Genomic DNA, 23,458 nt, shown 5'->3' with positions numbered 1-23,458 from the left:
ATGAGCGCGTGAACACACTCGCGGGGTCTCGATGGGTCGTCACCGGCGCTGCCGGCACCATCGGAGTCGCCCTCCGCCGAGAGCTCCGGGCCGCAGGCGTCGAGCTCGTCTCGACCGACGTCAGAGACGTGGAGCCCGTCGACCGGACCGGCGATCGCGTCACCGTCGCCGACCTGGCCGACCTCGCCGCGCTCACGGCGATGTTCGAGGACGCCGACGGCGTGATCCATCTGGGCGGGTTGTCCGATGAAGCCGACCTCCACGACCTCGCGCAGGTGAACGTCGTCGGCACGTATCACGTGCTCGAAGCCGCTCGTCGGTCAGGCGTCCGCCGGGTCGTCTACGCGAGTAGCAACCGGGTCACCGGAATGTATCCCACGGACGCACTCGTCGACCCGGACATGCCCCCGCGACCCGACGGCTTCTACGGTGTGTCGAAGGTGGCGGCCGAGGCACTGTGCCGCCTCTACTCCGACAAGTTCGACCTCAGCACGATCGCGCTCAGGATCGGGAGCTACGAAGAGGAACCCCGAACCCCCCGCGAGCGTGCAACCTGGCTCAGCCATCGAGACGCGATCGCCGCGTTCACCGCCGCGATGACGACCGACGAGCATTACGCCGTCTTCTACGCGGTATCGGCGAACTCGGAAGTCTGGTGGGATCGGGCGGCCGGGGAGCTCGTCGGTTTCCGGCCCACGGACGACGCCGCGGAGTGGAACCTCCCCGGCGCCACCGTTGAGCCGCAGGGTGGGCCGTTCGCGACGCCGTCGTACTCGCTCGACCGGATGCGCGACTGACGCCCCTACTCACGACAGCGGCACGAACCGCACCCGCGACGGGTCGACCTGCAGCCAGACCGACTCTCCAGGCGACCACGACACAGTCGCGTCTGACACGTCGACCATCCCAGCCGAGGTGTGCACCCGCATCCCCGCCACCGTCGGCTCCACACGGACGACAGTCGCAGCCCACGCGTTCGACCCTGCCCCACCTACGATCCGCACGTCGCCCGGCCGGAACACGGCGGCGAGCGCGACGCCCTCACGCGCGGCGGGTGCGGCCTCCGCCCCCGTCAGCACCCGGCCCGCGGCATCCGTCCACCCGCCGCGGGCCGAGACTCCCGGCATCCGGTTCATGTCGGCAACCGATGCGACGAAGGCGGATGCCGGAGCGCCCAGCACCCGCCGCACCGGACCGCTCTGCACCACGGCACCCGCCTCCAGGACGAACAGCCGCTCCGCCAGCGCGATCGCATCGCCGGCATCGTGCGTCACGGCGACCGTCGTCACCCCGGCGAGTTGATCCCGCAGCATCCCCCGGATCTCGGATGCCGTTACGGGGTCGAGCGCGACCAGAGGCTCGTCGAGCAACACCACCCGGGGCGAGGCCGCCAGCGCCCGCGCGATCGCGACGCGCTGCTGCTCTCCCCCCGACAGCTCGCGCGGCATCCGAGATCCCAGCCCTCCCAGGCCGACCCGGTCGAGCCACTCGTCGGCGTCGGCGCGCGCCTGCGGGGCGGGCGTTCCGCCGGCGCGCGGCCCGAAGGCGACATTCTCACGCGCGCTCAGATGCGGGAACAGACGAGGGTCCTGGCCGAGCAGGACGACTCCGCGATGCATCGGCGGCGTGTGCACCCGGGGCGCGGTCGCACGCTCCACGGTCTTCCCGGCCACGACGACCTCGCCGCCGTTCAGCGGCGCGAGCCCGGCAAGCGCGTCCAGCAGCGTCGACTTGCCCGCCCCGCTCGGACCCATGACCGCGACGGTCTCTCCCGCGCCCGCGTCGATCGCGACGTCCACGCGGAACCGCGGCCGGGCGACGACGACGTGCGCCTGCAGCCCGCTCATCGCGCCGCCCCGGGTCGCCACCCGCGCACCAGCATGAGGACGATGACCGCGGTCGCGAGAAGCAGCAGGGCGAGGGCGACCGCGGTCCCCTGCGTCACGCCTGCGCCGTTGAACGCGGTGTAGATCGCGAGCGGCATCGTCTGTGTCACGCCGGGCCGATTGCCGGCGAACAGGGCCGTCGCACCGAACTCGCCGATCGCGCGGGCGAAGCACAGCACGACACCGGCGACGATGCCGGGTGCCGCGAGCGGCAGGGTGATGCGCCGCAGGATCGTCCAGCGCCCCGCGCCCAGGGCGGCGGCCGTCCGCTCGAAGTCCACTCCGGTCGACCGCACCGCGCCCTCGACGGCGAGCACGAGGAACGGCAGCGCCACGAACGTCTGCGCCACGACGACCGCCGGTGTGGTGAACGACAGCCCCCATCCGCCGAGCCACCCCTGACGACCGAACAGGTACAGCAGGGCGATCCCGCCGACCATCGGCGGCAGCACGAGCGGAACGGTCACCGCCGCGCGCAGCATTGCCGCCAACCGCGGACCCGACCGCGCGATCAGGAGCGCCAGCGGCACACCGATCACGACGCACGCCACGGTCGCTGCCGCTCCGGTACCGAACGACAGCCCGAGGGCCTCCAGAGCCGCGGGCGACGTCACGTCGACGACGAAGGTCGACCACTCCACCCGCGCGATGAGGGCCAGCAACGGCAGGATCAGGAAGGCGAGACCGACAAGCGCAGGGAACGCGAGGCTTCGCGGGACGTATCCCCGTGCGGAGCTCACGGCGCCCCGAAGCCGTGTCGCGCGAGGATCTTCTGCCCGGCCCCGGACCGCACGAAGGCGATGAACGCCGCGGCCGCGTCAGGATTCGCGGCATCCTTCAGTGCCGCGATCGGATAACGGTTGACGACCTCATCGGCCCCCTCGGGCGCGATCGACGCGACGTCGCTGCGCCCGACGACATCGGTCGTGTACACGAGGCCCGCATCGGCTTCGCCCGCTGCGACCTTGGTCAGCACCGCCGTGACGTTCTGCTCGAGGCTCGCGGCGTCGACGGTCACACCCGCTGCGGAGAGCAGCCTCGCGGATGCCGCGCCGCACGGCGCTTCGGGAGCGCACAGCACCGTGACGAGATCCGCGAGGTCGGCCAGCGTCTCGACCTTCTTCGGGTTGCCCGCCGGCACCGTGATCACCAGCGTGTTAGAGGCGAACACCGCGGGGTCGAGCGCGAACGGCGACACCTTCGCCATCGTGGCCTCGTCGGCCGACGCGAACACGTCCGCCGGGGCCCCCTCGGCGATCTGTGTCGCCAGCGTCGACGATCCGTCGTAGACCGGGCTGATCTCCACCTCCGGATGCTTCGCCGTGAACGCCTCAGCGATCTCGTCGAATGAGCCCTTGAGGGATGCCGCGGCATAGACCGTCAGCGAACCGCCGAGCTGGTCGCCGGAGGGCGACGGTACGGGCGCCGCGCACCCGGTGAGGAGAAGCGCGAGCGCGCTGAGGGCGAGCGGCCGGAGCAGGGCACGACGCATCTCACTCCCCCGCCAGCTCGACGACGACGTTCGTCGCCTTGACCGAGGCCCGCGCGAGGGTGCCGACGTCGAGCTGCAGCTCGCGCACCGCCTCGGCGGACAGGAGCGAGACGACGCGATGGGGACCGGACTGGATGTCGACCTGCGCCATGACGCCGTCGACCTGCACGCGCGTCACGATCCCGACGAAGGTGTTGCGCGCGCTGGAACGGTGCTCGTGTCCGTCACCCGGGTCGTTCGCCACCGAGACCGCGAAGGCGGCGAGCGCCTCGCCGGGGATCTCGGCGGGTACGGCATCGGTCACCGGCAGCAGACCCTGGTCGATCCAGCGACGCACCGAGTCGTCGCTCACACCGAGAAGACGAGCGGCTCGCGCCACACGGTACGTCGTCATGCGTCGATCATGCCGCATGCGCGGGTTGTGGAGGCGATTCAGAGCCGCATCCGCGGATTTCGAGCCGGGCGCGGATCCGATCCCGCGGCATCCACATCGCCGTAAACTCGGGACATGCGCCCCCTGGTCGATCCCGTGCCCGAGTTGGATCCCGACGAGCGCCGGCGGACCGCGCGCCACACGGTGCTCAGGGGCATCGGCGACGAAGGGCAACGGCGCCTCGCGAACACGCGCGTCGCCGTCGTCGGCGTGGGCGGCATCGGGTCCCCTGCGATCCTCGCCCTGGCCGCGGCGGGCGTCGGGGCGATCACCGTGATCGACGACGACACCGTCGAGCTCCACAATCTGCAGCGCCAGATCGCGCACCGCATCGAAGACATCGGCGTGCATAAGACCGAGAGCGCCGTGCGCGCGGTTGCGGCACTGTCTCCGGTCACCGTGGTCACCCCGGTCACGGCCCGCCTCGACGACGACAACGCGCAGGACTTCTTCGCCGATGCCGACATCGTGATCGACACGAGCGACTCTTTCGCGACGCGTCGTGCCGTCGCGGCCGCCACGGAGGCGCTCGGCCTCCCTCTCGTCTGGGGAGCGGTCCGCGAGTGGCACGCGCAGGTCACCGTGTTCTGGTCGCGGCCGTCCGAGGGCGACCCGGTCGTCCTGAACGATCTCTTCGCGGTCGGCACCGAGGGCGACCCGCCCACCTGTGCGCAGGTCGGGGTGCTCGGCGCCCTGTGCGTGCAGGTCGGCGGCATCCTCGCCACCGAGGTCGTGAAGCTCGCGATCGGCGTCGGCACGCCGCTGCTCGGCCGCATGCTCGTCCTCGACGCGCTCTCGAGCCGCCAGCACGAGATCCCGCTGCGGTCGGCCGCAACGGCTGCGGCGGCGAGCGCATGAGCGGGATCCGCAGCGTCGAGGAACACCTCGCGCGCGTCCTGGCCGCCGTCCGCACACTGCCCACCGAGGTCGTCCCTGTGGGGCTGTCCTCGGGCCGCACCCTCGCCGCACCCGCGGTGGCCACTCACGACATCCCGCCCTTCGACAACTCCGCGATGGACGGCTTCGCTGTGCGCGCTGTGGACGTGGCGTCGGCCGGGCCGGGGCATCCCGTCTCGCTGCGGGTCGTCGCGGATCTTCCCGCCGGGGTGTCGGACGACCCCGCGCTCTCCGCGGGTGAGGCGGCCCGCATCATGACGGGATCACCCACGCCCACCGATGCAGACGCGATCGTGCCGTTCGAGAACACCACCGGCGGACTCGCCGACTCGCTCGAGGTCGTCGAGGTGCTCGAGGCTCCCGCACCGGGTGCGTTCATCCGTCGTCGCGGCGCCGACCTGCGCGCCGGCGACGTCGTGATCGCCGCCGGCGAGCGGATGGGACCGTTCCAGGTCGCCGCTGCCGTCGCCGCCGGCATCGACGAGGTGACAGTGGTCCGCCCGCCGCGGGTCGCGATCGTCTCGACCGGCAGCGAGCTGACGGGACCGGGCGAGCCCGTGCGCCGCGGACTCATCCCCGATTCGAACGGACCGCTCCTCGCGCAGCTCGTCCCCGGGGCCGATGCCGAGGTCGTGATGGTCGCCCGCGTCGCGGACGATGGCGACGCCGTCGCGCAGGCCACCGCCGACGCGCGGGCCGCAGGGGCCGACGTCATCATCTTCACCGGCGGCGTCAGCGCCGGGGCCTACGAACCCGTGCGGGCCGCCTTCGACGGGCATGGCGAGGTCGAGTTCGCCAAAGTCTCGATGCAGCCCGGCAAGCCGCAGGCCTTCGGGACGGTGGGAGACGGATGCCTCGTCTTCGGCCTTCCCGGCAACCCGGTCAGCGTCGCCGTGTCGTTCGAGGTGTTCGTGCGCCCCGCCCTCTTGGCGCTGCAGGGACGGTCGGTCATCCAGCGCGCCCACATGACCATGGCCGCGGCGGAGTCGTGGACCACCCCGCCCGGACGGCGACAGTACCTGCCGGCCGTGGTCGACCTCGCGGCGGGGACCGTGCGCCCCGCGACCGCGGGAGGCTCGGGCTCGCACCTGGCCGGCGGGCTGGCACAGGCATCCGCTTTCGCGATCATCCCCGCCGACGTCGCGAGCGTCGCCGTGGGCGACGCCGTGGATGTCATGCTGGTCTGATGAGCTTCCCCCACCTCGATTCGGCCGGCCGCGCGCACATGGTCGACGTCACGGCGAAGGCCCCGACGGTCCGCACGGCCACCGCGCGCGGGTTCGTGCGGTGCAGCGCCGACGTCGTCGCCGCCCTCCGCGACGGCACCGCCCCGAAGGGCGACGTGCTGGCCGTCGCACGCATCGCCGGCATCCAGGCGGCGAAGTCGACGGCGACGCTCCTGCCCCTCGCCCACGTCATCGGTGTGCACCGGGCATCCGTCGAACTCGACATCGTCGACGACGGCGTCGAGATCGAGGCGACCGTCGGCACTGCCGACCGCACCGGTGTCGAGATGGAGGCGATCACCGCGGTGTCCGTCACCGCCCTCGCCGTCGTCGACATGATCAAGGGCCTCGACCGCGCTGTGGTGATCGAGAACGTCCGCATCGTCGCGAAATCGGGCGGCCGGTCGGGCGACTGGGTCCGGCCCGGCGAGGAGGACCCGTCATGACGCTCGTGCGCTACTTCGCCGCCGCCGCCGAGGCTGCCGGGACCGAGAGCGAGGAGCGCCCCGAGGCGACCCTCGCCGAGCTCCGCACCGCGATCCTCGACGAGCACCCCCAGCTGTGGTTCGTGCTGCCCGACTGCGCCGTACTCGTCGACGGCGTGCGGACCGACGGCGACACTCGGCTCGACGACGCACGCCTGATCGACGTCCTGCCGCCTTTCGCCGGCGGCTGACGCAGCGGCCGAGCCTCAGCCGCCGATGCCCTTCCACGCCGTCGTGCCGTCGACTTCGAGCTGACGCTTCCAGACGGGCAGGTCGGTCTTGATCGTCTCGATGACGTCGCGGCAGACCTCGAACGCTTCGGCCCGGTGCTCCGACGCGACGGCGATGACGACCGCGGCGTCGCCGACGGCGAGGTTGCCGACGCGGTGGCTGACGGCCACGACGGCGCCCGACGTGTCGCCGGCCTCGGCGGCGATCCGGTGCAGGGTCGTCTCGGCGTCGGGGTGAGCGCTGTACTCCAGCCCGACGACGGTGGTCGCGGCATCCGGATCGTTATCGCGCACCCGACCGACGAACGTCGTCACCGCGCCGTACTTCGGATCCTCGACAGCACGCAGGTGCGCGTCGAGGTCGAGGGCGGTCTCTTCGAGCCGGGCGATCCGAACGATGTTCACGAGTGGTCTCCGCCTCTCACCTGGTCGACGACGTGCGTCGCGACCGACACGATCACAGGGATGCCGGAGCTCACCGCGCGCGGCGATCCCGGCAGGTTGACGACCAGGGCCCCCTCGGGGTCGACGACACCCGCGACGCCGCGGGAGATCACCGACAGCGGGGTGTCGGTGAGGCCGACGCGCCGGAGCTCCTCGGCGATGCCCGGGAGCGACCGGGTCACGACGCGCTCGGTGCCCTCGGGCGTCTGATCACGGGGGCCGACGCCGGTGCCGCCGGTCGTCACGATGAGCTGCGCGCGGGTGGCGAGAGCGCGTCGCAGGGCGGCCTCCACCGAGTCCGCACCGTCGGGGACGACCTCGAGCCCGGCGATCTCGATACCCGCGGCCTCGAGAAGCTGCACTGCCAGCGGGCCGCCGCGGTCCTCGCGCTCGCCGGAGGCGGAGCGGTCGGACACCGTGATCACGACAGAGCGGAGAGACGTCACGTGCTCACCCTAGGTCGTGCATCACGACACGGTGACGAGCGAACGCTGCCAACCCGACGAGCCGTTCGGGGCGATGGCGGCACGCTCCTCGATCTGCATGTCGCCGTTCTTGTTGATCGCGCGGACCGCCACGTAGTGCGTGCCGGGCTCGGCATCCCATTCGAGGACCCACTGCACCCAGGTGTCCTCGTTGATGGGGGTGGACAGCTTGGCCGGCATCCACTCGCCGTTGTCGATGCTGACCTCGACGCGTTCGATGCCGACGGTCTGCGCCCAGGCGACGCCTGCGATCGGAACCTTGCCGGCTTTCACAGGGCTGCCGCTCTTCGGGGTGTCGACGCGCGACGAGAACTTGATGGGCGCTTCGGCGCTGTAGCCGCGCGGGGTCCAGTACGCCTCGTCCTCCGCGAACGTCGTGATCTTGAGCTCCGTGACCCACTTCGTCGCGGAGACGTAGCCGTAGAGACCGGGGATAACCATGCGGACGGGGAAGCCGTGCTCGGGAGGGAGCGGCTCGCCGTTCATCGCGACGGCGAGGATCGCGTCGAGGTTCTCGTCGGTGCCGGCCGAGAGCGGCGTGCTCGCGGTGTATCCGTCGACGCTGCGGGACAGGATCATGTCGGCGCCCGCCTTCGGGCCCGCCATCTTGAGGACCTCTCGGAGCGGCACGCCCTGCCAGATCGCGTTGCCGACGAGGTTGCCGCCGACCTCGTTCGAGACGCAGGTGAGCGTGATGGCGTACTCGTCGAGCCCCATGTCGAGGAGGTCCTGGAACGACAGCTCGACGCGCGTGTCGACCATGCCGTCGATGACGAGGCGCCAGGTCGACGGGTCGACGTTCGGCACCGTGAGCGCCGTGTCGACGCGGTAGAAATCAGCGTTCGGAGTGATGAGCGGGCTGATCCCCTCGACGTCGAGCTCGGCGCCCGAGGGAATCGTCACGGTGGATTTCGGGGCAGGCAGCTTGAGCGCGCGACGGATCGCGTCTGCGGATGCGGTGGCGGCGCTGACGGTACGGGCGGCGACGCCGACGATGACGGCGGATGCGCCGGCGATACCGGTCATCAGCAGGAAGCGTCGGCGGTCGAGACCGTCCTCGCGCGCCTCCCCGTCTGACGTGTGCGCGTCGCGCCAGGCCCGCAGCCGCCGGCCGAGGAGGAAGAGGATCGCGGCCCCGCCCAGCGTTCCGAGGAGGGGAGGCAGGAAGGCGAGCGGGGTCGCCTCGGCACGGGTGACGATCGCCGCGCCCGACAGGATGCCGGCGACGAAGAGTGCGACGACGCCGAGCGGGGGTCGGATGTATTCGAGGATTCCGGCGATCGCCGACGCGATGACGACAGCGAGACCGAGCCCGGCGAGGAGAGCGATCTTGTCGTACTCACCGAACGTGCTGATCGCGAATTCCTTCAGCGGCCGCGGGACGATGTCGATGACGAACGCGCCGACGGCGAGGATCGGACTGGCCGTGCTCGCGAAGATCAGCGCGGCCAGCTCGGCTACCGCGAGGAAGACCGCGCCTCCGACCAGGCCCGAGACGGCTGCCCAGAAGAAGAACCGCTTGCCTGTGGTGTGAGTGCTCATGTCATCCCTTCAGGGTTTGTTCGTAGCGAACACCGAATCGGATGCACCTGGCTGCGGCGATGACATGCGTGACGGGCTTGCGCGTCTCACTCTGACGCATCGGGCGCGGGGAAACTCCCTCTTGCGGATGCGAAGCGGATGGCCATCACCCCGCGAACGGCCACGCCACCGTCAGCCGCAGTGGCTCGTCGTCGCGGGGTGAGTTGTGCCAGATCTCCCGCGGCGGGCCGATGGGGGTACGGCCCGCATCCGTGATCCAGGCGTACACCTCGTCGTAGAGCGCGAGGATCTCGGGGAAGTCCGTCTCGCGGCCCTCCGCGTGACGGAGCGCGACCTGGCCGCCGGTCATCCGGTAGCTGCGGACGTCCTCGGTGCCGTCGATCAGCCCGTCGACGGGTATGACGATCTCGAGCGGACCGTCGGAGTCATCGGTGACGGGCGCGTGGAAGACCCCGAACGCATCCCCTGTCACCTGCAGCCCCGCACCCGCGGCGATCTGCCGCAGGTGGTAGACCTCATCGTGGATGATCTGGTCCATCTCGTGCGGCGCCATGCGGCGCATCACGCTCAGGACGGGGCGGTCGCCTTCGATCGCGGTGTCGACAGCGGACATCAGGGTCTCCTTCGTGAGATGAAGCCGCGCTCGAGCGAGCACGACATGGTGAGCCTGCGTGCGACGATCCATCGCTGCTGTCGCCTCGTCGAGCAGGGCGACAGCGGCATCCGGATCTTCCTCGGAGAGGTCGACGATCGACGCGATCTGATCGAGCGAGAGGTCGGCCGACCGCAAGAGCGCGATCAGCCATCCCGTCGGCACCTGATCGGCCGAGTAGTAGCGGTATCCGGTCTCGGCTTCCACCCGGCGCGGAGGGAGCAGCCCCCGCTCGGCGTAGATCCGGAGCGCCTTCGCCGACAGCAGGGTCGACGCGCCGAACCGTCCGGCAGTCATCCACTCGTCGTCTCGTGCAGTCACAGGTTCACCCTCAGCCCTGCCCCTGGGGCGAGGTCAAGCCCCCGCTCGAGACCGGGGCTCTCGAGGTTGTGGGCGCGCGCGCAGGAGCAGTCAGTCACGGTCGGAGCATGGCATACGTCCTCGCGGGGCGCACGGGTAGCGTGGGCCTGCGGCGAAATCGCCGGACCGGTACCGCGCGGGGGGCGTAGGACATGACGACAAACGAATGGCCTGCCCGCAGGGATCGGCTCACACCGTTCCTTCTCATCGGCGCGGCGGCCCTCGCGCTCGTCGCGGTCGTCTACCTCGCAGGCCGGGAGTTCGGCTTCCTCGCGCGGTGGTGGCTGTTCAGCGGGGCGCTCGCCTTCCCCGGCTTCGTGTTCGCCGGCATGCTCGCCGCATCCCTCATCCTGACCTTCCTCGCGCTACTCCTCCGGCGACGCCGGAAGGTCGCACTGTTCGGCACCGGTGTCGTGAGCGTCGGTCTGCTCGTCGTGCTCCTCGTGACGGCAGTCGCCATGCCTGCCGCGGTCACCCCCGAGGCCGTCCCGGCTCGCCAGGACGGTCAGCTGCGAGTGCTGGGATGGAACGTCTTGCAAGGAGCGGAGGACGCGGCATCCCGCGCCGCTCTCATCGGCACACTCCAGCCCGACATCGTCGTGCTCAGCGAGCTCTATCAGGGCAACCTGCAGGCCGACGACGTGCCGCCGGGGTATGTCAGCTACGGCGTGCGCGGCATCGCCGTCACCGTCCTCGCCGCCGACGACCTGCCGCGCTACCGGGTCACCGACGCGGACGAATCGGGCCGCACGTCCGGTTTCGTCCTCGCTCCCGAGGTCGACGGTGCTGCGCCGCGCATCGTCGCCGCGCACCTCGTCGCCCTCAGCTTCCGCGGCGATTCCTCGGGGCGGGATTTCGGACTGGACTGGATCGCGTCGCACTGCGACTCCCCCGACACGATCGTCGCCGGCGACCTCAACGCCGTCCCCGCGAACATGCCCGCCGGCGCGCTCGGCTCCTGCCGCACCGTCGGCACCTTCGCTCCGACCTGGCCGTCGATGGTCCCACCGCTGTTCGGCGCCGCGATCGACAATGTCCTCGCGACACCAGAGTGGGATGCCGCGCGGGTCGCCACACTCGATGTCGCCGGCATCGCGACGGACCACCGCCCCATCGTCGCCGACCTCGTCCGCCGCTGACCCTGCGGACGGGCATAGCCTCGAACGGTGCCCGACCTCGAGATCCTCCGATACGCCGCCTTCACCACGCACTCCGACGGCGGCAACCCCGCCGGCGTCGTGCTCGACGCGTCCGCCCTCGACGAGGCGTCGATGCAGGGCATCGCTGCGGACATCGACTTCTCCGAGACGGCGTTCGTGACGGGCGTCGGTGACGACGGCGCGATGACGATCCGCTACTTCTCCCCCATCGCCGAAGTGCCGTTCTGCGGCCACGCGACCGTCGCCACCGCCGTCGCCCTCGCGGACGCCGGCCGCGTCAGCGCGGGTGCGATCCGGTTCGCGACGCCCGTGGGTGTGGTCGAGATCACGGTGAGCATGGATGCCGCGAGCACACGCGCCTCGTTCACGAGCATCGAGCCGTCGGTGTCACCCCTCACCGAGGACGATCTCGCGGCGATCCTCGACGAGATCGGGCTCGAACCCTCAGCGCTCGATACGGAACTGCCGCCGCGCATCGCGCACGCGGGCAACCCGCATCCGGTCATCGTCGTCGCCGACCGCGCGGCCTTCGACGGCTTCTCGTTCGGCGCGGAGCGCGTGCGAGCGCTGATGGATCACCGCGGCTGGCCCGCCACGATCACGGTCGCCCACCGACTCGGCCGGGACCGCTTCGTCGCACGCAATCTCTTCCCCGTGGGGCGCATCACCGAGGACCCGGCCACCGGATCGGCCGCGGCGTCGTTCGGTGCGTACCTGCGGTCGCTCGGCGCGGTCGCACCGCCCGCGCAGATCGTCATCGAGCAGGGCGCGCACGTCGGCCGGGCCGGCGAGCTGACCGTCGACATACCGGCATCGGGCGGCATCGTCGTCACCGGTCACGCGGTCCGCATCGACTCCTAGAGCCTCGCACGGCGCAGTAGCCGGAGGACCTCGGCCGGCTGCTCGACGGCTGCGAAGTGGCCGGCGTCCGGCAGCACCACCTCGTCGAAGCCATCGATCAGCGCCGCGAGCCCGGCACCGTCATCCGTGCCCACGAACACGTCGCGCGCGCCGCGGACCGACCTCACCGAGCAGCGGATGCCGCGCCACGACGACTCGTCGTAGAGTGCGGCGGCACGGGACGCGGCGACGAACGCCCGCGGCCGGATCTCGTCGGCGAGCGCGTGCACGACGGAGGGGTCGATCCGGCGAGACAGCGCGAAGAGGGGTGCGCTCAGGGGTCGCAGGAGACCGCGGCGGTCGAGCGTGCGGAGCAGCGAAGTAGACGCGTCGCCGAGACCGCGGAGGATGCGCATGGCTAGAAGCATCCCCGCGAAGGCGGGCAGTCCGAGCCCGCCTCGGAGCGGCCGTCGCACGGCGTCGAACACGCCCGGTCCCGACGGCGAGACGAGGAAGACCGAATCGGTCCTCTCGGGAAATCGCGCAGCCAGGTCGAGGGCCAGCGCGCCGCCGAGCGAGTGACCGACGACATCCCATCGCTCGTACCCCAAGGCCGTGGCGACCTCGCGGATGGCCTCGCTGAAACGCCCGATGTCGATCCCATCGGACGGGAACGGGCTCTCGCCCCAGCCGGGCAGGTCGAGCGCGACGATGTTGCGCACCGGGTCGTCGCATCGAGCAGCGGCTCGCAGCAGCGGGGTCCAGGTCGTCCACGATCCGGCAGCGCCGTGCAGCAGGACGGTCGCCACGGGGCTGGCGGCGACCCCCACGCGTGCGACGACCGTGCCGATGGTCGTCGGGATCTCGACCCGACGCAGGCCGAGGGCTGCGGCATCCGTCTCCAGTCGCGTCCGAGCGTGCGCGGATTCGGGTTGCCAGGTGATCGTCACGGAGGGTGTTCGTCGCCGACCGCGCATCGGATCGGGCGGCGCGCCGAGCTCAGGCGGACTGATCCACCGTGGGGCAGAATCACCACGTGAGCACCGATTCCCGCGCCCGGCGCGTCGCCGTGGGTCAGGACGCTGAGATCCTCGTCAGTATGACGCAGCCGGTCGCGGTGATCCGGGCGGCCGGCGAGGATGACCGGGTCGTCTCCTGGCCGGATCTGGACGTCGGCGACGTCGCGGTCGGTGTGACCGTGTACGCCGCTCCGGACGGTGCGTGGGTCGTGTACGCGCCCAGCGAGGACGATGAGGGCGATCTGCATCGGCCGGTGACCGCCGTCCACGTCCGCTGGGTCGGCACGGTCGCCCAGGCACACGCGGACGGCAGCAGGTACGCCGTCGGGGCGACCCGCCACGGGCTCTGGCTGCGCGAGCGCCGCGACCCGGATCCCGACGACCGGGCAGCGTGGTCGACGGACACGGAGCTCATCGTGATCGCCGGCGGGACGCGCACGACGCACACGATCGATCGACGCGTCCTCATCGTCGAGGACGCCGGCGATGCGCCGCGCATGGTCTTCTCGCCCGACGCGCCCGATGTGCGCGCGGAGCACGGCGGAACCTCCTACCACTACCGGTACGCGACCGCTCTGCTGCCCACCGGTCCGCTCCCGGAACGACTCTTACCGATGAGCGATGCGGTACCGCTGTCCGAAGAGGAATTCATGGACATCCTCCACTGGAGACAGCCCGACGAGGTCGTCGACACCACGCCGGACGTGCCCTGGCGGCGCATCCATCTGCCGATGGAGCGACGGGATGCCGCGATCACCGCGCTCGTCGACGAGTTCGGCGACCTCGCCCAGTACTGGCGGGGACCGGATGGGGAACGTCAACCGCTGACTCCGGGGCTGAGCGAGCCCCGCATCGACATCGTGGGGGAATGGCCCGACACCCGTGTCGAGGTGACGTTCCGGCATCCGCTTCTTCCCGGTGGCCTCCTGCGGCGCGCGCTCCGCGTCTTCGACGACGCGGGTCGCATCACCCCTCATCCGTATGCGTCGATCCACCTCATGGAGGATCTCGACACCCACGCCCCGCTGCCGCCGGCGAGCCCGGGCGAGGTCCGCGCCTTCTGACGGGCGTCAGGGCACACCGGAGCGCGGGGCGGGCCTCGGGAATGCTTCTATGCTGACGGATACGACTGACACCGACCGGCGGGGGACCATGAAGGTGCGAACAGACGCGATCGAGGCGTGGGAGCAGCACGTAGCCCTGTTCGCGATCGTGAAGCTGGACTCGAGCGGCTTCGTGCGGGGATGGAACGTCGGGGCCGAGGACCTGAAGGGCTACTCCGCCGACGAGATCATCGGACAGCACTTCTCGCTGTTCTACCGCGCCGTCGACCGCGAGAACCGGCTCCCCGACACGCTGCTCGACAGGGCGCGTTCGGATGGGAGCGTCGAGGATCACGGGTGGCGGGTGCGCAAGGACGGCTCGCAGTTCTGGGCTCACGTGACGATCACCGCGATCCACGACGACACGGGCGTCGGCGGGTTCGTGAAGATCGTGCGCGACATTACAGCGGAGAAGCAGGCCCAGGACGAGCAGGTGTCCCTGCAGCGCACCTTCGCCCACGACCTCATCTCCCCTGTCACTGCCCTCCGCGGCTACCTCGACCTACTCGAGGACGAGATCGGTACGGACAACCGCTACCTGCGGCTCGCCCTCGAGACCAGTGAGCACCTTGCGGCGATGGCGGGCGCTTTGATGGCAGATGCCGTCCGCGGGATGCGCGACGACGAGCGCACGTTCGACGTGTCGCTCGTGGTGCGCGGATCGGCGACCGTCGTCCTCCGCGCCGGCGCGGAGGAGCGCATCCACTTCGACCGACTGGACACGGCGACAGTGCGCGGCGACGTCCTCGCCCTGCGCCGCGCGTTCGCGAACGTCCTCGAGAACGCGGCCCGCTACTCCGACGAGGACATCCACGTCGAGGTCGTCCGCGGCGACGATACGGTCTCCGTGACGGTGCGGGATGCGGGCCGCGGCATCCACCCGGATGACATCGACACCATCGCGGCGCCCGGCGAACGCGGACGTCTCGCTGAGCCCGAGGACGGCGGCACCGGGCTCGGGCTCGCCAGCGTCGTGGCCGCCGTCGCCGAGCACCACGGCGCACTCGAGATCGACAGCGCCATAGGCGTCGGGACGACCATCACCATCACGCTTCCGCTGGCAGGCTAGGGCCCCTCCTCATCCTCCGCCCCACAGTCCGAGGCGAGCCCGGAACCGGGCTGAACTCGTCGTCTCGTAGGGCCGTCCGTCGATCGAATACCGCGCGGTGTATCCCTCGGAGCCATGGGTGTCGCCCCCACCGACGGCCTCGACGACGAACAGCACGGTCACCTCCTCTCCGGGCGAGATTGCGGTCCCGGGGACGGCGACTCGCCGATCCCAGAATTCCGCCGCCGGCGGGAAGGCGTCCGCACCCAGGCTGACCTGGTTCTGAATCGGCACGAGGTAGACCTCGCGCAACGCGAGCCCCTCGGCGCCCTCCAGCTCGATGGACTCCATGACGACCGTGCCGGCTGCGGATGCCCGCGCCACGTCACCGAACGTCACCGGCTCATCGATTTCGGAGTTGCAGGACTCGTATCCCTCGCCCAGCGAAAGCGGCGGCCCACTCGCGCAGGCCGACAGACCGAGGACGAGCAGGAGCACCGCAGGAACGACGAGCCGACGGTGCGTCATGCGCCCACCCTGGCACAGGGTCAGCCGATGCGGGTGCGGAGGGCCTCGGCATCCGTCTCGCCGTCGACGAGCACGGCACGCGCGAGGTCGCGGGCGTCCTCGACGTTCCACAGCAGCACGCCGACCGGTGCGCCGGACTCGTCGCGGTAGTAAACGACGGTGCGGTCCTCGTCGAGATCGACGACGAGCGGATCCTTCTCGGGGTCGAGCGTGCCGACCGCCTCCCATCGCACGCGGAACACGGCCGAGTAGAAGTACGGGGTGTGGGTGTACGGGAGCCGCTCCCCCGCCATCGACCGACCGACGGCGGCGCCCATCTCGTTCGCGTTGTCCACGTGCTCGACGCGCGTGCGTCCGAGGATCGGGTCGGGGTAGGACGCGATGTCACCGGCCGCCCAGATCGCGTCGTCGCTCGTGACGAGGTGCTCGTCGACGATCACACCCTCGTCGACCTCGAGCCCCGCCTGCTCGGCGAGGTCGGTCACAGGGTCGACGCCGAGGCCCAGCACGACGATGTCGGCGGGACGCTCCTCGCCGCCCTCGAGCACGACGTGCAGGCGGTTGCCGGCGGCACGCACCTCGTCGACGCGCGCGCCCGAGACGAGCTCGACCCCGCCGTCGCGGAACAGCTGCTCGTAACGTTTCGCGAGCGCTGGCGGGAACGTGCCGTCGCCGAGGACCTCGGACGGGAAGACGAGCTCGGTCTCGACGCCGTTCTGCACGAGCGCCGCCGCGATCTCGGCGCCGATGTAGCCGCCGCCGATGACGACCGCACGCCCGCCGTTCGCGGCGAGGTCGCGGAGGCGCCGGTAGTCGCCTGCCGAGCGGAAGAACAGGATGCGGTCGTCCTCAGGCACGGGGATCTCGCGGGGTTTCGAGCCCGTCGCGATGAGGAGTCGACGGTAGCCGAGGTCGTTGCCCTCGCCGATCGACACGGTCTTCGCGTCGCGGTCGATACCGGTGACGAAAGTCTCCAGTCGGATCTCCGCGCCCGTCTCCTCGGTGCCGAGCGGCACCTGATCCCACGTGAAGTCGGGGTCGGTCCAGAGCTTCTTCGACAGGGCTGGACGCGTGTACGGCGGATCGACGTCCGCGCTGAGGATGCCGATGGTGCCGTCGGGATCCAGTTCCCGGATGCCGCGGGCCGCCGCATCCGCCACCATTCCGCCACCGACGATCAGATAGTCGTACGTCCGCATCACACGCTCCGTTCGCATCGTTTCGCCCACGGTATGTCGGGGTGTCGGCATGCGGCGCGGGGTTGCGGGATGCGGCCACGGCCGTTAGGTCGAGAGGATGAGGGATGCACACCGACGTGATCTTCATCGGCGGTCGCTCCGGGGTGGGCAAGTCCTCCGTCGCGGCCGAGGCCTCCCACCTACTCGCGCAGGCTGACGTCCGCCACGCTGTGATCGAGGGCGACAATCTGGATCAGGCCCATCCTCAGCCGTGGCGCAGCGGCGTCCCGCTCGCGGAGCGGAATCTCGCCGCGATGTGGGCGAATTATCGCGAGGTCGGGTATTCGAGGCTCATCTTCACGAACACCGTCAGTGTGCTGCAGGTCGCCGAGCTGGAGGCTGCCCTGGGCGGTCACGTGCGGTCGACGGCGGTGCTGCTGACGTCGACGGATGCCGTCGCCGCGGATCGACTTGCCAAGCGCGAGATCGGGACGGCGCTCGAGGAACACGTGGCCCGAAGCGCCGCGGCTGCGAGGCGGTTGGACGCCGGTGCCCCGGATGCCATACGGATCGCGACGGATGGGCGAGCGGTCGCCGAGATCGCGCGCGTTGCGCTGGAGCGGGCGGGTTGGATGTAGGACCTTCCGTCGGATGAGTGGTTTCTCATTATCGGATCTGTCCACGGGCTGTTGATTCGGCGCTTTTCGGGGTCGGAATGTCGGAGGTTGGTGCGAGAGTCCAGGTATGACGGAAGCAATGGAAACCCCCGGTAGCGAGACGTATCTCGCCGCCCTAGCGGGGATTCTTGCGGACGTTGAGGACGCGAGTCGTGTCATCGCTTCCGGGCAGATCGCGGAGCTTCGCGTGCTTGCGGCAGCGGGGCGGTTGGCAGAGGCGCAGGGCGTTCACTCCGACGCGAATGTCCTTCTGCACGACATGGCCCTGCGCTCCATCTCTGCCGAACTCGCCGGGACGATGCGGATGACCGACCGGACGGTGCAACGACGCATTGGTGAAGCTCGAGTGACGATCGAAGGGTTTCCGGCGGCGGTGGCCGCATGGGAAGCCGGCCGGATCGTCCGCGGGCACGTGAGTGCGATCGTCGACGCCGGAGTCAACCTGCCTGCGGAACTGTGGGCGGAGTTCGAGGCGATCGCGATCGAACGATGCGAGGGTCAGACGCCGAATCGGGTGCGAGGAGAGTTGGAAATCCTCGCACATCGCATGCACCCGCGGGCCTTCGCAGAGCGGCATGGCGAAGCGGCCTCGGGGCGGTGTGTGCGGTTGGTGACGGGGCGCGATGGCATGAGCGACCTCATCGCAACTCTCCCGACCGTGATCGCGGAGGGGATTCACGATCGACTCACCCAGCAGGCACGCGCGATCATCGACACGCGCGATGAACGCTCGGCAGGCTCGGAGGTCGTCGCGACCGACGCCCGATCGACCGATCAGGTTCGAGCGGACGTGTTCGCCGACCTCCTCCTCGCGGGCACCCCTGCACTCGACGACACGCGCGACACCACCGCCGGACCGCTCGGCGCGATCCGCGCGAGAGTGCAGGTGCTCGTCCCCGCCGCGACGCTCACCGGTGCGGACGACGGGCCGTGCGACCTCGCCGGCCGCTCTCCGATCGACCCCGCTACCGCCCGCACGCTCGCCGGGTCGACGCACATCTGGGAGCGACTGTTCCACGACCCGACGACCGTGGTCACCGTCGCAACCGACTCGTACCGCGTTCCCTCGGGGATGCGTCGGTTCCTGCAAGCCCGCGATCAGCACTGCCGGTTCCCCGGATGCCGGGTCGCGGCGATCCGTTGCGAGATCGACCACACTCACGACCACGCCCTCGGCGGACGAACCGAACTCACCAATCTCGCCCACCTGTGCCAACGGCACCACTCGATGAAGCAATTCACCGCCTGGAGAGTCCGACAACTGAAGGGTGGTGTCCTCGAATGGACCTCACCCCTGGGCAGGACCTACCGCGAAGACGCACCCACACCGGCCGTCGCCTTTATCCCTGCCCCGGCACAACCCGGAGACCCGGCACCCTTCTGAGAGGGCGCACCCCACGCGGTCTCGGACAGACACGTTCGCCACGATGACAGGCGCGCGCACTCCATCGCACGAGCGCGCGCAGGTCCGGTCGCACCCCATCGCCCCCGGCTCCGCCTACCCGAGACCCCGCAGCGCGGCAGCCTTGTCCCGCAGCACCCTCTGCTGCGCGGCATTCGCGGTCAGCGCCGCGGCCCTCGTCAGCTCCGTGCGTGCTTCATCGTTCCGACCCAGCCGCGCCAGCAACTCGCCTCGCACGCTTGGAACCACGTGCGACCCCTGCAGCGCGCCTGACCGGTCCAGATCGTCGACGATCGCGAGCGCCTCGGCCGGCCCCGCCGCCATCGAGACCGCCGCCGCCCGGTTCAGCTCCACCATCGGACTCGGCGCAACCCGACCCAGCACCTCGTAGAGCACGACAATGCGCTCCCATTCGGTCTCCGCCACGCTCGGCGCCAGGGCATGACACTGCGCGATGGCGGCCTGCAACGCGTACGGACCGCGACCCTTCCCTCGCGCGGCGGCCGCGGCATCCGCTCGGCGCAACTCGTCCGACGCCCGCGCGATCTGGCCGCGGTCCCACCGGGTCCGGTCCTGATCCCCGAGCAGAATCGGCGCACCACCCGCCGTCTCGCGCGCCGCGAAGCGCGCCCGCTGGAAGTCCATCAGTGCCAGCAGCGCGAGCACCTCAGGCTCCCGCGGGAGCAGACCCGCCACGACGCGCCCCAACCGGATCGCCTCGTCGGCCAGGTCGGGACGCACCCAGCGCTCCCCCGCCGTCGCCGCATACCCCTCGGTGAAGACCATGTACACGACACTCAACACGGCACCCAATCGGCCCGGCCACTCCGACGGGTCCGGAGTCTCGAACGGGATGCCGCCCGCCGCCAGCGTCTTCTTCGCCCGGGTGATCCGCGCCTGCACCGCCGGCACGGTCGCCAGCAGCATCCGCGCGATCTCCTCCGTCGTGAGACCCGCAACCACCCGCAACGTCAAGGCGACCTGCGACTCCCGCGACAGCGCGGGATGGCACGCCGTGAACACGAGCCGCAGCACGTCGTCGTCGATCGGCTCCCAGTCCGCATCGACCACCTCGGTCAGATCGTGTGCGATCCCGGCGTACCGGTCATCACGCGCTGTCCGTCGCCGCCACGCATCGATCACGCGCCGCTTCGCGACCGCCGTCAGCCACGCACCTGGATTGACCGGCATCCCGTCACGCGGCCACGCCGTCAAGGCTTCGACCAGCGCCTCTTGAGCGACATCCTCGGCGAGACCGAGATCCCGCGTGACCCTCGCGAGGGATGCCACGATCCGCACACCCTCGATCCGCCAGACCGCCTCGATCTCGCGCCGGACGTCACTCACCGGCTCACGCGCCCTGCTCTTCGCGCCAGCCCTTCTCCTTCTCGATGTACTCGTTGTCGGCGAAGTCCGCGAAGTCGCTCTCGTCGGTCACCCGCCGCACCTCGAGCTTGCTGCCCGGCGTCAGCGGTGCGCGCTTCGCCCACTCCAAGGCCTCCTCGGCGGTCCCCGTCTGCACGATCCAGAACCCGTTGAAGAGCTCGTGGACCTCGCCGTAGGGGCCGTCGCTGACCACCGGCGTCTCGCCGTCGAAGTCGACGACATACCCCGGCTCGGGCGCGAGGCCGTCGCCACCGACGAGAACGCCGGCGTTCATCATCGACTCGTTGTACGCGCCCATCGCATTGATGACCGCCTCGAAATCGGTCTCGGCGAAGGCCTCTGCCGCAGCCTGCGTGCTCCGCATGATCAGCATGTGCTTCATGGTCATCTCCTGAGTTCCGGGGGACGCTTTTCGTCCCTCTCACTATCGCGTCGAACAAGTGCGATCGGAATCGACATCGACGCCGAACAAACTCAGGCGGGTTCCGCCAGGACCGACGGACGCGGCTCGATGACGGCGGCCACGATCGCCTCGATCGCGAACTCCGACGCCCGCCCCAGGTCGACCGCCGTCGGATCGAGCAGCCACTGCACCTGCAACCCATCCATCACGGCGAGGATCGCCGCCGAGCCGTGCGCGATCGAGCCGGGATCCGTGATGCCTCGCTCCTCGCAGACCCGCTCGAACGCCTCGCGCAGGTCCTTTCGCAGCACGGTGTACCGGTGCTCGAAGTACGCCCGCCCGGGGTGGTCGTCGGTGACCGACTCCGCCGACAGCACGGCATACGCCTGCACGATCCCGGCCCGCTGCATGTTCATGATCGCGGTGTGCACGAGGTGGCGGAACAGCTCCATCCCGCCCGGGATGCGCCCGCCGTCCAGATCGACGACATCCGTCTGATCCCGATGCTCGAGCACGTCGAGCAGCAGCTGATCCTTCGACCCGAAGTGATGGAGGATGCCGGCGTGCGTCATCCCGACCTGGTCGGCGATGTCCTGCAGGGTGCCGTTCGCGAAGCCCTTGGAGCCGAAGATCTCCTGCGCCGCGTCGAGGATCTCTCGACGACGGACGAGCGTCGCGGGACGCGACTTCGTCTGGTGTCGGCTGTCGACCATGATCTGCCTTCTTCCCCGCGTGCGGATCAGATCATACGCAGATCGCGACGCCCGCATCACTGGAGGGTTGTGAACTTACTTACTTGATTGTAAGTTTTCCCATGCAATCACACTCAGCGCCGAGTGGCACTCCTTCGGAGGTCTGTTCGCGGCGCCGGGACCACAGATGAAGGAGAAGCAATGAGGCTGAAGACCTCCCTCGCCGCCGCCGGTCTCACCGCGGCACTCATCCTCACCGGCTGCGCCGCCGGCGGAGGAAACAACGACTCCGGGAACCAGGGCTCCGGAGCCGCTCTCACGATCGCGAAGCCCGACGGCGCGATCACCACGGAATCCCACAACCCCTATCTCGGCGACTCGGCCGGCTCGCGTTACGGCTACTCGAAGGTCATCTTCGAGCCCCTCGCGCTCGTCAACCCGACCGGAGACCTCGGCACCACCCCGTGGCTCGCCGAGAAGGTCGAGTGGAACGACGACTACACCCAGCTCACCGTCACGCCTCGCAGCGGCGTGAAGTGGAGCGACGGTGAGGACTTCACCGCCGACGACGTCGTCTTCACCTTCAATCAGTACCTGAGCGGCAAGCTCACCGACACCGGCGCTCTCGGCGTCACCGAGGTCACCGCCGACGGCGACACGGTCGTGCTGACCTTCTCGAGCTCGAAGTTCACCTCGCAGGGCCGCGTCCTGCACACCCCGATCGTCCCGGAGCACATCTGGAAGGACATCGAGGACCCCAACACCGACCCCCTGACCGATGAGGGCAAGCTCGTCGGCACCGGCCCGTACGTGATGTCGAACTGGTCGACCGAGTCCGTCTCGCTCAAGGCGAACCCCGACTACTGGGGCGGCGACCTCGCCGTTCCCCAGTTGAACTACGTTTCGTACGGCGACAACGCCGCGCTCACCACGGCGCTCGTGTCGGGCGACGCGGACTGGGCTCAGGCCTTCATCCCGCAGGTCCAGGAGAGCTACCTCTCCGCCGACCCGGACAACGTGTTCCTGGTCTCGCCCACCCCGGGCGCCGGCACGCTCTTCATGAACCTGCAGAAGAAGCCCTTCAACGACCCCGCACTGCGCGAGGCGCTCGCCTGGACGATCGACCGCGAGGCCTACGTCGACATCGCCCGAGAGGGTGCGAGCGAGGCGATCTGGAACAAGACCGGCCTCAGCTCCGTGCTCGAGAGCGAGATCATCGACGAGTACAAGGACGACAACTACTCCGTCGACGTCGACAAGGCCAAGGAGGTCCTCACGGACGCCGGCTACACCTGGAACAGCGGCACGCTGACCGACCCCGACGGTGAAGCTGTCGAGTTCTCGGTCTCCGTCCCCGCCGGCTGGAGCGACTGGAACACCGAGCAGGCCCTCATGTCGGAGGAGCTCGAGAAGGCGCTCGGCATCAAGGTCAACGTCGACCAGCCCGATTTCGGCGGCTGGGACGCCGGCAAGCAGGAGGGCAACTTCGACGCGATCATCCACTGGCTCGAGGACACCGGCAACGCGTACGGCCTGTACACGTCGACCATGGACCCGAAGTGGATCGTCGACGGCAAGGCGTCGTTCAACTTCGGCCGCTTCGACGACCCCGCGGTCACCGAGGCGCTGAACACCTACGCCAACGCTGCCTCGGATGACGAGCGCGCCGAAGCCGGCGCAATCCTGCAGAAGGCGTTCGTCGAGAACGTCCCCGCCATCCCGCTGGGTGCCCACCCGCTCCTCGGTGAGTTCAACACCCGCAACTACGTCGGCTGGCCCTCCGAGGACGACCAGTACGCCGCGGGTGACCCGACGCAGGTCGGCGTCGTTCAGATCCTGACGAAGCTGAAGCCCAAAGAGTAATCCGATCGACGGTGGGACGGATGCCGC

Annotated in this window: 26 protein-coding genes; 12 read left to right on the top strand and 14 right to left on the bottom strand. The window is 70.1% G+C overall.

Annotated elements, in window-relative coordinates:
* Positions 1–8: 8 nt before the first annotated feature.
* Positions 9–797, top strand: a complete 789-nt coding sequence (locus QE428_RS09270) for an NAD(P)-dependent oxidoreductase (protein WP_065571256.1) — start codon at positions 9–11, stop codon at positions 795–797.
* A 9-nt stretch (positions 798–806) separates the two neighbouring features.
* Here QE428_RS09270 and QE428_RS09265 read toward each other — a convergent pair whose 3' ends face one another.
* Genes QE428_RS09265 through QE428_RS09250 form a run of 4 tightly spaced genes read right to left on the bottom strand, consistent with a single transcriptional unit; the run spans position 807 to position 3,772 of the window.
* On the bottom strand, positions 807–1,847 hold the full coding sequence (locus QE428_RS09265) for an ABC transporter ATP-binding protein (RefSeq protein ID WP_307468376.1): 1,041 nt from the start codon (positions 1,845–1,847) through the stop codon (positions 807–809).
* On the bottom strand, positions 1,844–2,626 hold the full coding sequence (modB, locus tag QE428_RS09260) for a molybdate ABC transporter permease subunit (protein ID WP_307468373.1): 783 nt from the start codon (positions 2,624–2,626) through the stop codon (positions 1,844–1,846). The genes QE428_RS09265 and modB overlap by 4 nt, the downstream gene beginning before the upstream one ends.
* On the bottom strand, positions 2,623–3,378 hold the full coding sequence (gene modA / locus QE428_RS09255; RefSeq protein ID WP_307468370.1) for a molybdate ABC transporter substrate-binding protein: 756 nt from the start codon (positions 3,376–3,378) through the stop codon (positions 2,623–2,625). Before modA ends, modB begins: the two co-directional genes overlap by 4 nt.
* A 1-nt stretch (position 3,379) precedes the next feature.
* Positions 3,380–3,772, bottom strand: coding sequence for a molybdopterin-binding protein (locus tag QE428_RS09250; RefSeq protein WP_307468368.1), 393 nt, complete (start codon positions 3,770–3,772; stop codon positions 3,380–3,382).
* Between the two features lie 114 nt (positions 3,773–3,886).
* Between QE428_RS09250 and QE428_RS09245 the strand changes: the two genes are divergently transcribed.
* From QE428_RS09245 to QE428_RS09230, 4 genes are read left to right on the top strand one after another with little or no spacing between them, the layout of a single operon-like run.
* A complete protein-coding gene (locus QE428_RS09245) occupies positions 3,887–4,669 on the top strand; it encodes a HesA/MoeB/ThiF family protein (RefSeq protein WP_307468367.1) in 783 nt (260 codons plus the stop codon).
* On the top strand, positions 4,666–5,895 hold the full coding sequence (glp, locus tag QE428_RS09240; RefSeq protein ID WP_307468366.1) for a gephyrin-like molybdotransferase Glp: 1,230 nt from the start codon (positions 4,666–4,668) through the stop codon (positions 5,893–5,895). Before QE428_RS09245 ends, glp begins: the two co-directional genes overlap by 4 nt.
* On the top strand, positions 5,895–6,380 hold the full coding sequence (moaC, locus tag QE428_RS09235) for a cyclic pyranopterin monophosphate synthase MoaC (RefSeq protein ID WP_307468364.1): 486 nt from the start codon (positions 5,895–5,897) through the stop codon (positions 6,378–6,380). The genes glp and moaC overlap by 1 nt, the downstream gene beginning before the upstream one ends.
* Complete coding sequence (locus QE428_RS09230) at positions 6,377–6,610, top strand: MoaD/ThiS family protein (protein WP_065571264.1); 234 nt, start codon at positions 6,377–6,379, stop codon at positions 6,608–6,610. Before moaC ends, QE428_RS09230 begins: the two co-directional genes overlap by 4 nt.
* 15 nt (positions 6,611–6,625) lie before the next feature.
* On the opposite strand, the gene QE428_RS09225 is transcribed toward QE428_RS09230, so the two are convergent.
* The 4 genes from QE428_RS09225 to QE428_RS09210 all read right to left on the bottom strand — a co-directional run bounded on the left by QE428_RS09225 (position 6,626) and on the right by QE428_RS09210 (position 10,093).
* Positions 6,626–7,054, bottom strand: coding sequence for a molybdenum cofactor biosynthesis protein MoaE (locus tag QE428_RS09225; protein ID WP_307468363.1), 429 nt, complete (start codon positions 7,052–7,054; stop codon positions 6,626–6,628).
* The gene (locus tag QE428_RS09220) at positions 7,051–7,539 is read right to left on the bottom strand and encodes a molybdenum cofactor biosynthesis protein B (protein WP_307468362.1); all 489 of its coding nucleotides are present in this window, start codon (positions 7,537–7,539) and stop codon (positions 7,051–7,053) included. The genes QE428_RS09225 and QE428_RS09220 overlap by 4 nt, the downstream gene beginning before the upstream one ends.
* Positions 7,540–7,560: 21 nt before the next feature.
* The gene (locus QE428_RS09215; protein ID WP_307468361.1) at positions 7,561–9,120 is read right to left on the bottom strand and encodes a molybdopterin-dependent oxidoreductase; all 1,560 of its coding nucleotides are present in this window, start codon (positions 9,118–9,120) and stop codon (positions 7,561–7,563) included.
* Positions 9,121–9,265: 145 nt separating this feature from the next.
* Positions 9,266–10,093: a MerR family transcriptional regulator gene (locus QE428_RS09210; protein ID WP_307468360.1), complete on the bottom strand. Its 828-nt coding sequence runs from the start codon at positions 10,091–10,093 to the stop codon at positions 9,266–9,268.
* Positions 10,094–10,284: 191 nt separating this feature from the next.
* Between QE428_RS09210 and QE428_RS09205 the strand changes: the two genes are divergently transcribed.
* Together QE428_RS09205 and QE428_RS09200 are read left to right on the top strand one after the other, a co-directional pair.
* On the top strand, positions 10,285–11,271 hold the full coding sequence (locus QE428_RS09205; protein ID WP_307468358.1) for an endonuclease/exonuclease/phosphatase family protein: 987 nt from the start codon (positions 10,285–10,287) through the stop codon (positions 11,269–11,271).
* Between the two features lie 27 nt (positions 11,272–11,298).
* Complete coding sequence (locus QE428_RS09200) at positions 11,299–12,153, top strand: PhzF family phenazine biosynthesis protein (protein WP_307468357.1); 855 nt, start codon at positions 11,299–11,301, stop codon at positions 12,151–12,153.
* On the opposite strand, the gene QE428_RS09195 is transcribed toward QE428_RS09200, so the two are convergent.
* Complete coding sequence (locus tag QE428_RS09195; RefSeq protein ID WP_307468355.1) at positions 12,150–13,082, bottom strand: alpha/beta fold hydrolase; 933 nt, start codon at positions 13,080–13,082, stop codon at positions 12,150–12,152. The two genes, QE428_RS09200 and QE428_RS09195, sit on opposite strands and share 4 nt — an antisense overlap.
* Before the next feature lie 86 nt (positions 13,083–13,168).
* Between QE428_RS09195 and QE428_RS09190 the strand changes: the two genes are divergently transcribed.
* Positions 13,169–14,215, top strand: coding sequence for a hypothetical protein (locus QE428_RS09190; protein ID WP_307468353.1), 1,047 nt, complete (start codon positions 13,169–13,171; stop codon positions 14,213–14,215).
* An 88-nt stretch (positions 14,216–14,303) separates the two neighbouring features.
* A complete protein-coding gene (locus QE428_RS09185) occupies positions 14,304–15,323 on the top strand; it encodes an ATP-binding protein (protein WP_307468351.1) in 1,020 nt (339 codons plus the stop codon).
* A gap of 9 nt (positions 15,324–15,332) precedes the next feature.
* On the opposite strand, the gene QE428_RS09180 is transcribed toward QE428_RS09185, so the two are convergent.
* Both QE428_RS09180 and QE428_RS09175 read right to left on the bottom strand, forming a co-directional pair.
* Entirely contained in the window at positions 15,333–15,830 is a 498-nt protein-coding gene (locus QE428_RS09180) for a hypothetical protein (RefSeq protein ID WP_307468350.1), read from the bottom strand.
* A gap of 20 nt (positions 15,831–15,850) precedes the next feature.
* Complete coding sequence (locus tag QE428_RS09175; protein ID WP_307468348.1) at positions 15,851–17,047, bottom strand: NAD(P)/FAD-dependent oxidoreductase; 1,197 nt, start codon at positions 17,045–17,047, stop codon at positions 15,851–15,853.
* An 86-nt stretch (positions 17,048–17,133) separates the two neighbouring features.
* Between QE428_RS09175 and QE428_RS09170 the strand changes: the two genes are divergently transcribed.
* Both QE428_RS09170 and QE428_RS09165 read left to right on the top strand, forming a co-directional pair.
* Positions 17,134–17,646 (top strand): adenylyl-sulfate kinase, encoded by a 513-nt coding sequence (locus tag QE428_RS09170; protein ID WP_307468347.1) that lies wholly within the window; start codon positions 17,134–17,136, stop codon positions 17,644–17,646.
* 106 nt (positions 17,647–17,752) lie between these two features.
* A complete protein-coding gene (locus tag QE428_RS09165) occupies positions 17,753–19,069 on the top strand; it encodes an HNH endonuclease signature motif containing protein (RefSeq protein WP_307468345.1) in 1,317 nt (438 codons plus the stop codon).
* A 114-nt stretch (positions 19,070–19,183) separates the two neighbouring features.
* Here the strand turns inward: QE428_RS09165 and QE428_RS09160 are convergent, their stop codons facing one another.
* From QE428_RS09160 to QE428_RS09150, 3 genes are all read right to left on the bottom strand, one after another.
* The gene (locus tag QE428_RS09160; protein WP_307468343.1) at positions 19,184–20,434 is read right to left on the bottom strand and encodes an RNA polymerase sigma factor; all 1,251 of its coding nucleotides are present in this window, start codon (positions 20,432–20,434) and stop codon (positions 19,184–19,186) included.
* Between the two features lie 4 nt (positions 20,435–20,438).
* On the bottom strand, positions 20,439–20,855 hold the full coding sequence (locus QE428_RS09155) for a YciI family protein (protein ID WP_091359438.1): 417 nt from the start codon (positions 20,853–20,855) through the stop codon (positions 20,439–20,441).
* Between the two features lie 92 nt (positions 20,856–20,947).
* On the bottom strand, positions 20,948–21,589 hold the full coding sequence (locus tag QE428_RS09150) for a TetR/AcrR family transcriptional regulator (protein WP_091352105.1): 642 nt from the start codon (positions 21,587–21,589) through the stop codon (positions 20,948–20,950).
* 180 nt (positions 21,590–21,769) lie between these two features.
* On the opposite strand from QE428_RS09150, the gene QE428_RS09145 reads away from it, so the two are divergent.
* Complete coding sequence (locus QE428_RS09145) at positions 21,770–23,431, top strand: ABC transporter substrate-binding protein (protein WP_091352103.1); 1,662 nt, start codon at positions 21,770–21,772, stop codon at positions 23,429–23,431.
* The last annotated feature ends 27 nt before the right edge of the window (positions 23,432–23,458 follow it).

Source organism: Microbacterium sp. SORGH_AS_0505 (assembly GCF_030818715.1).
In the GTDB taxonomy this organism is placed as follows: Bacteria; Actinomycetota; Actinomycetes; order Actinomycetales; family Microbacteriaceae; genus Microbacterium.
This window is presented reverse-complemented; position numbering and strand designations above follow the sequence as displayed.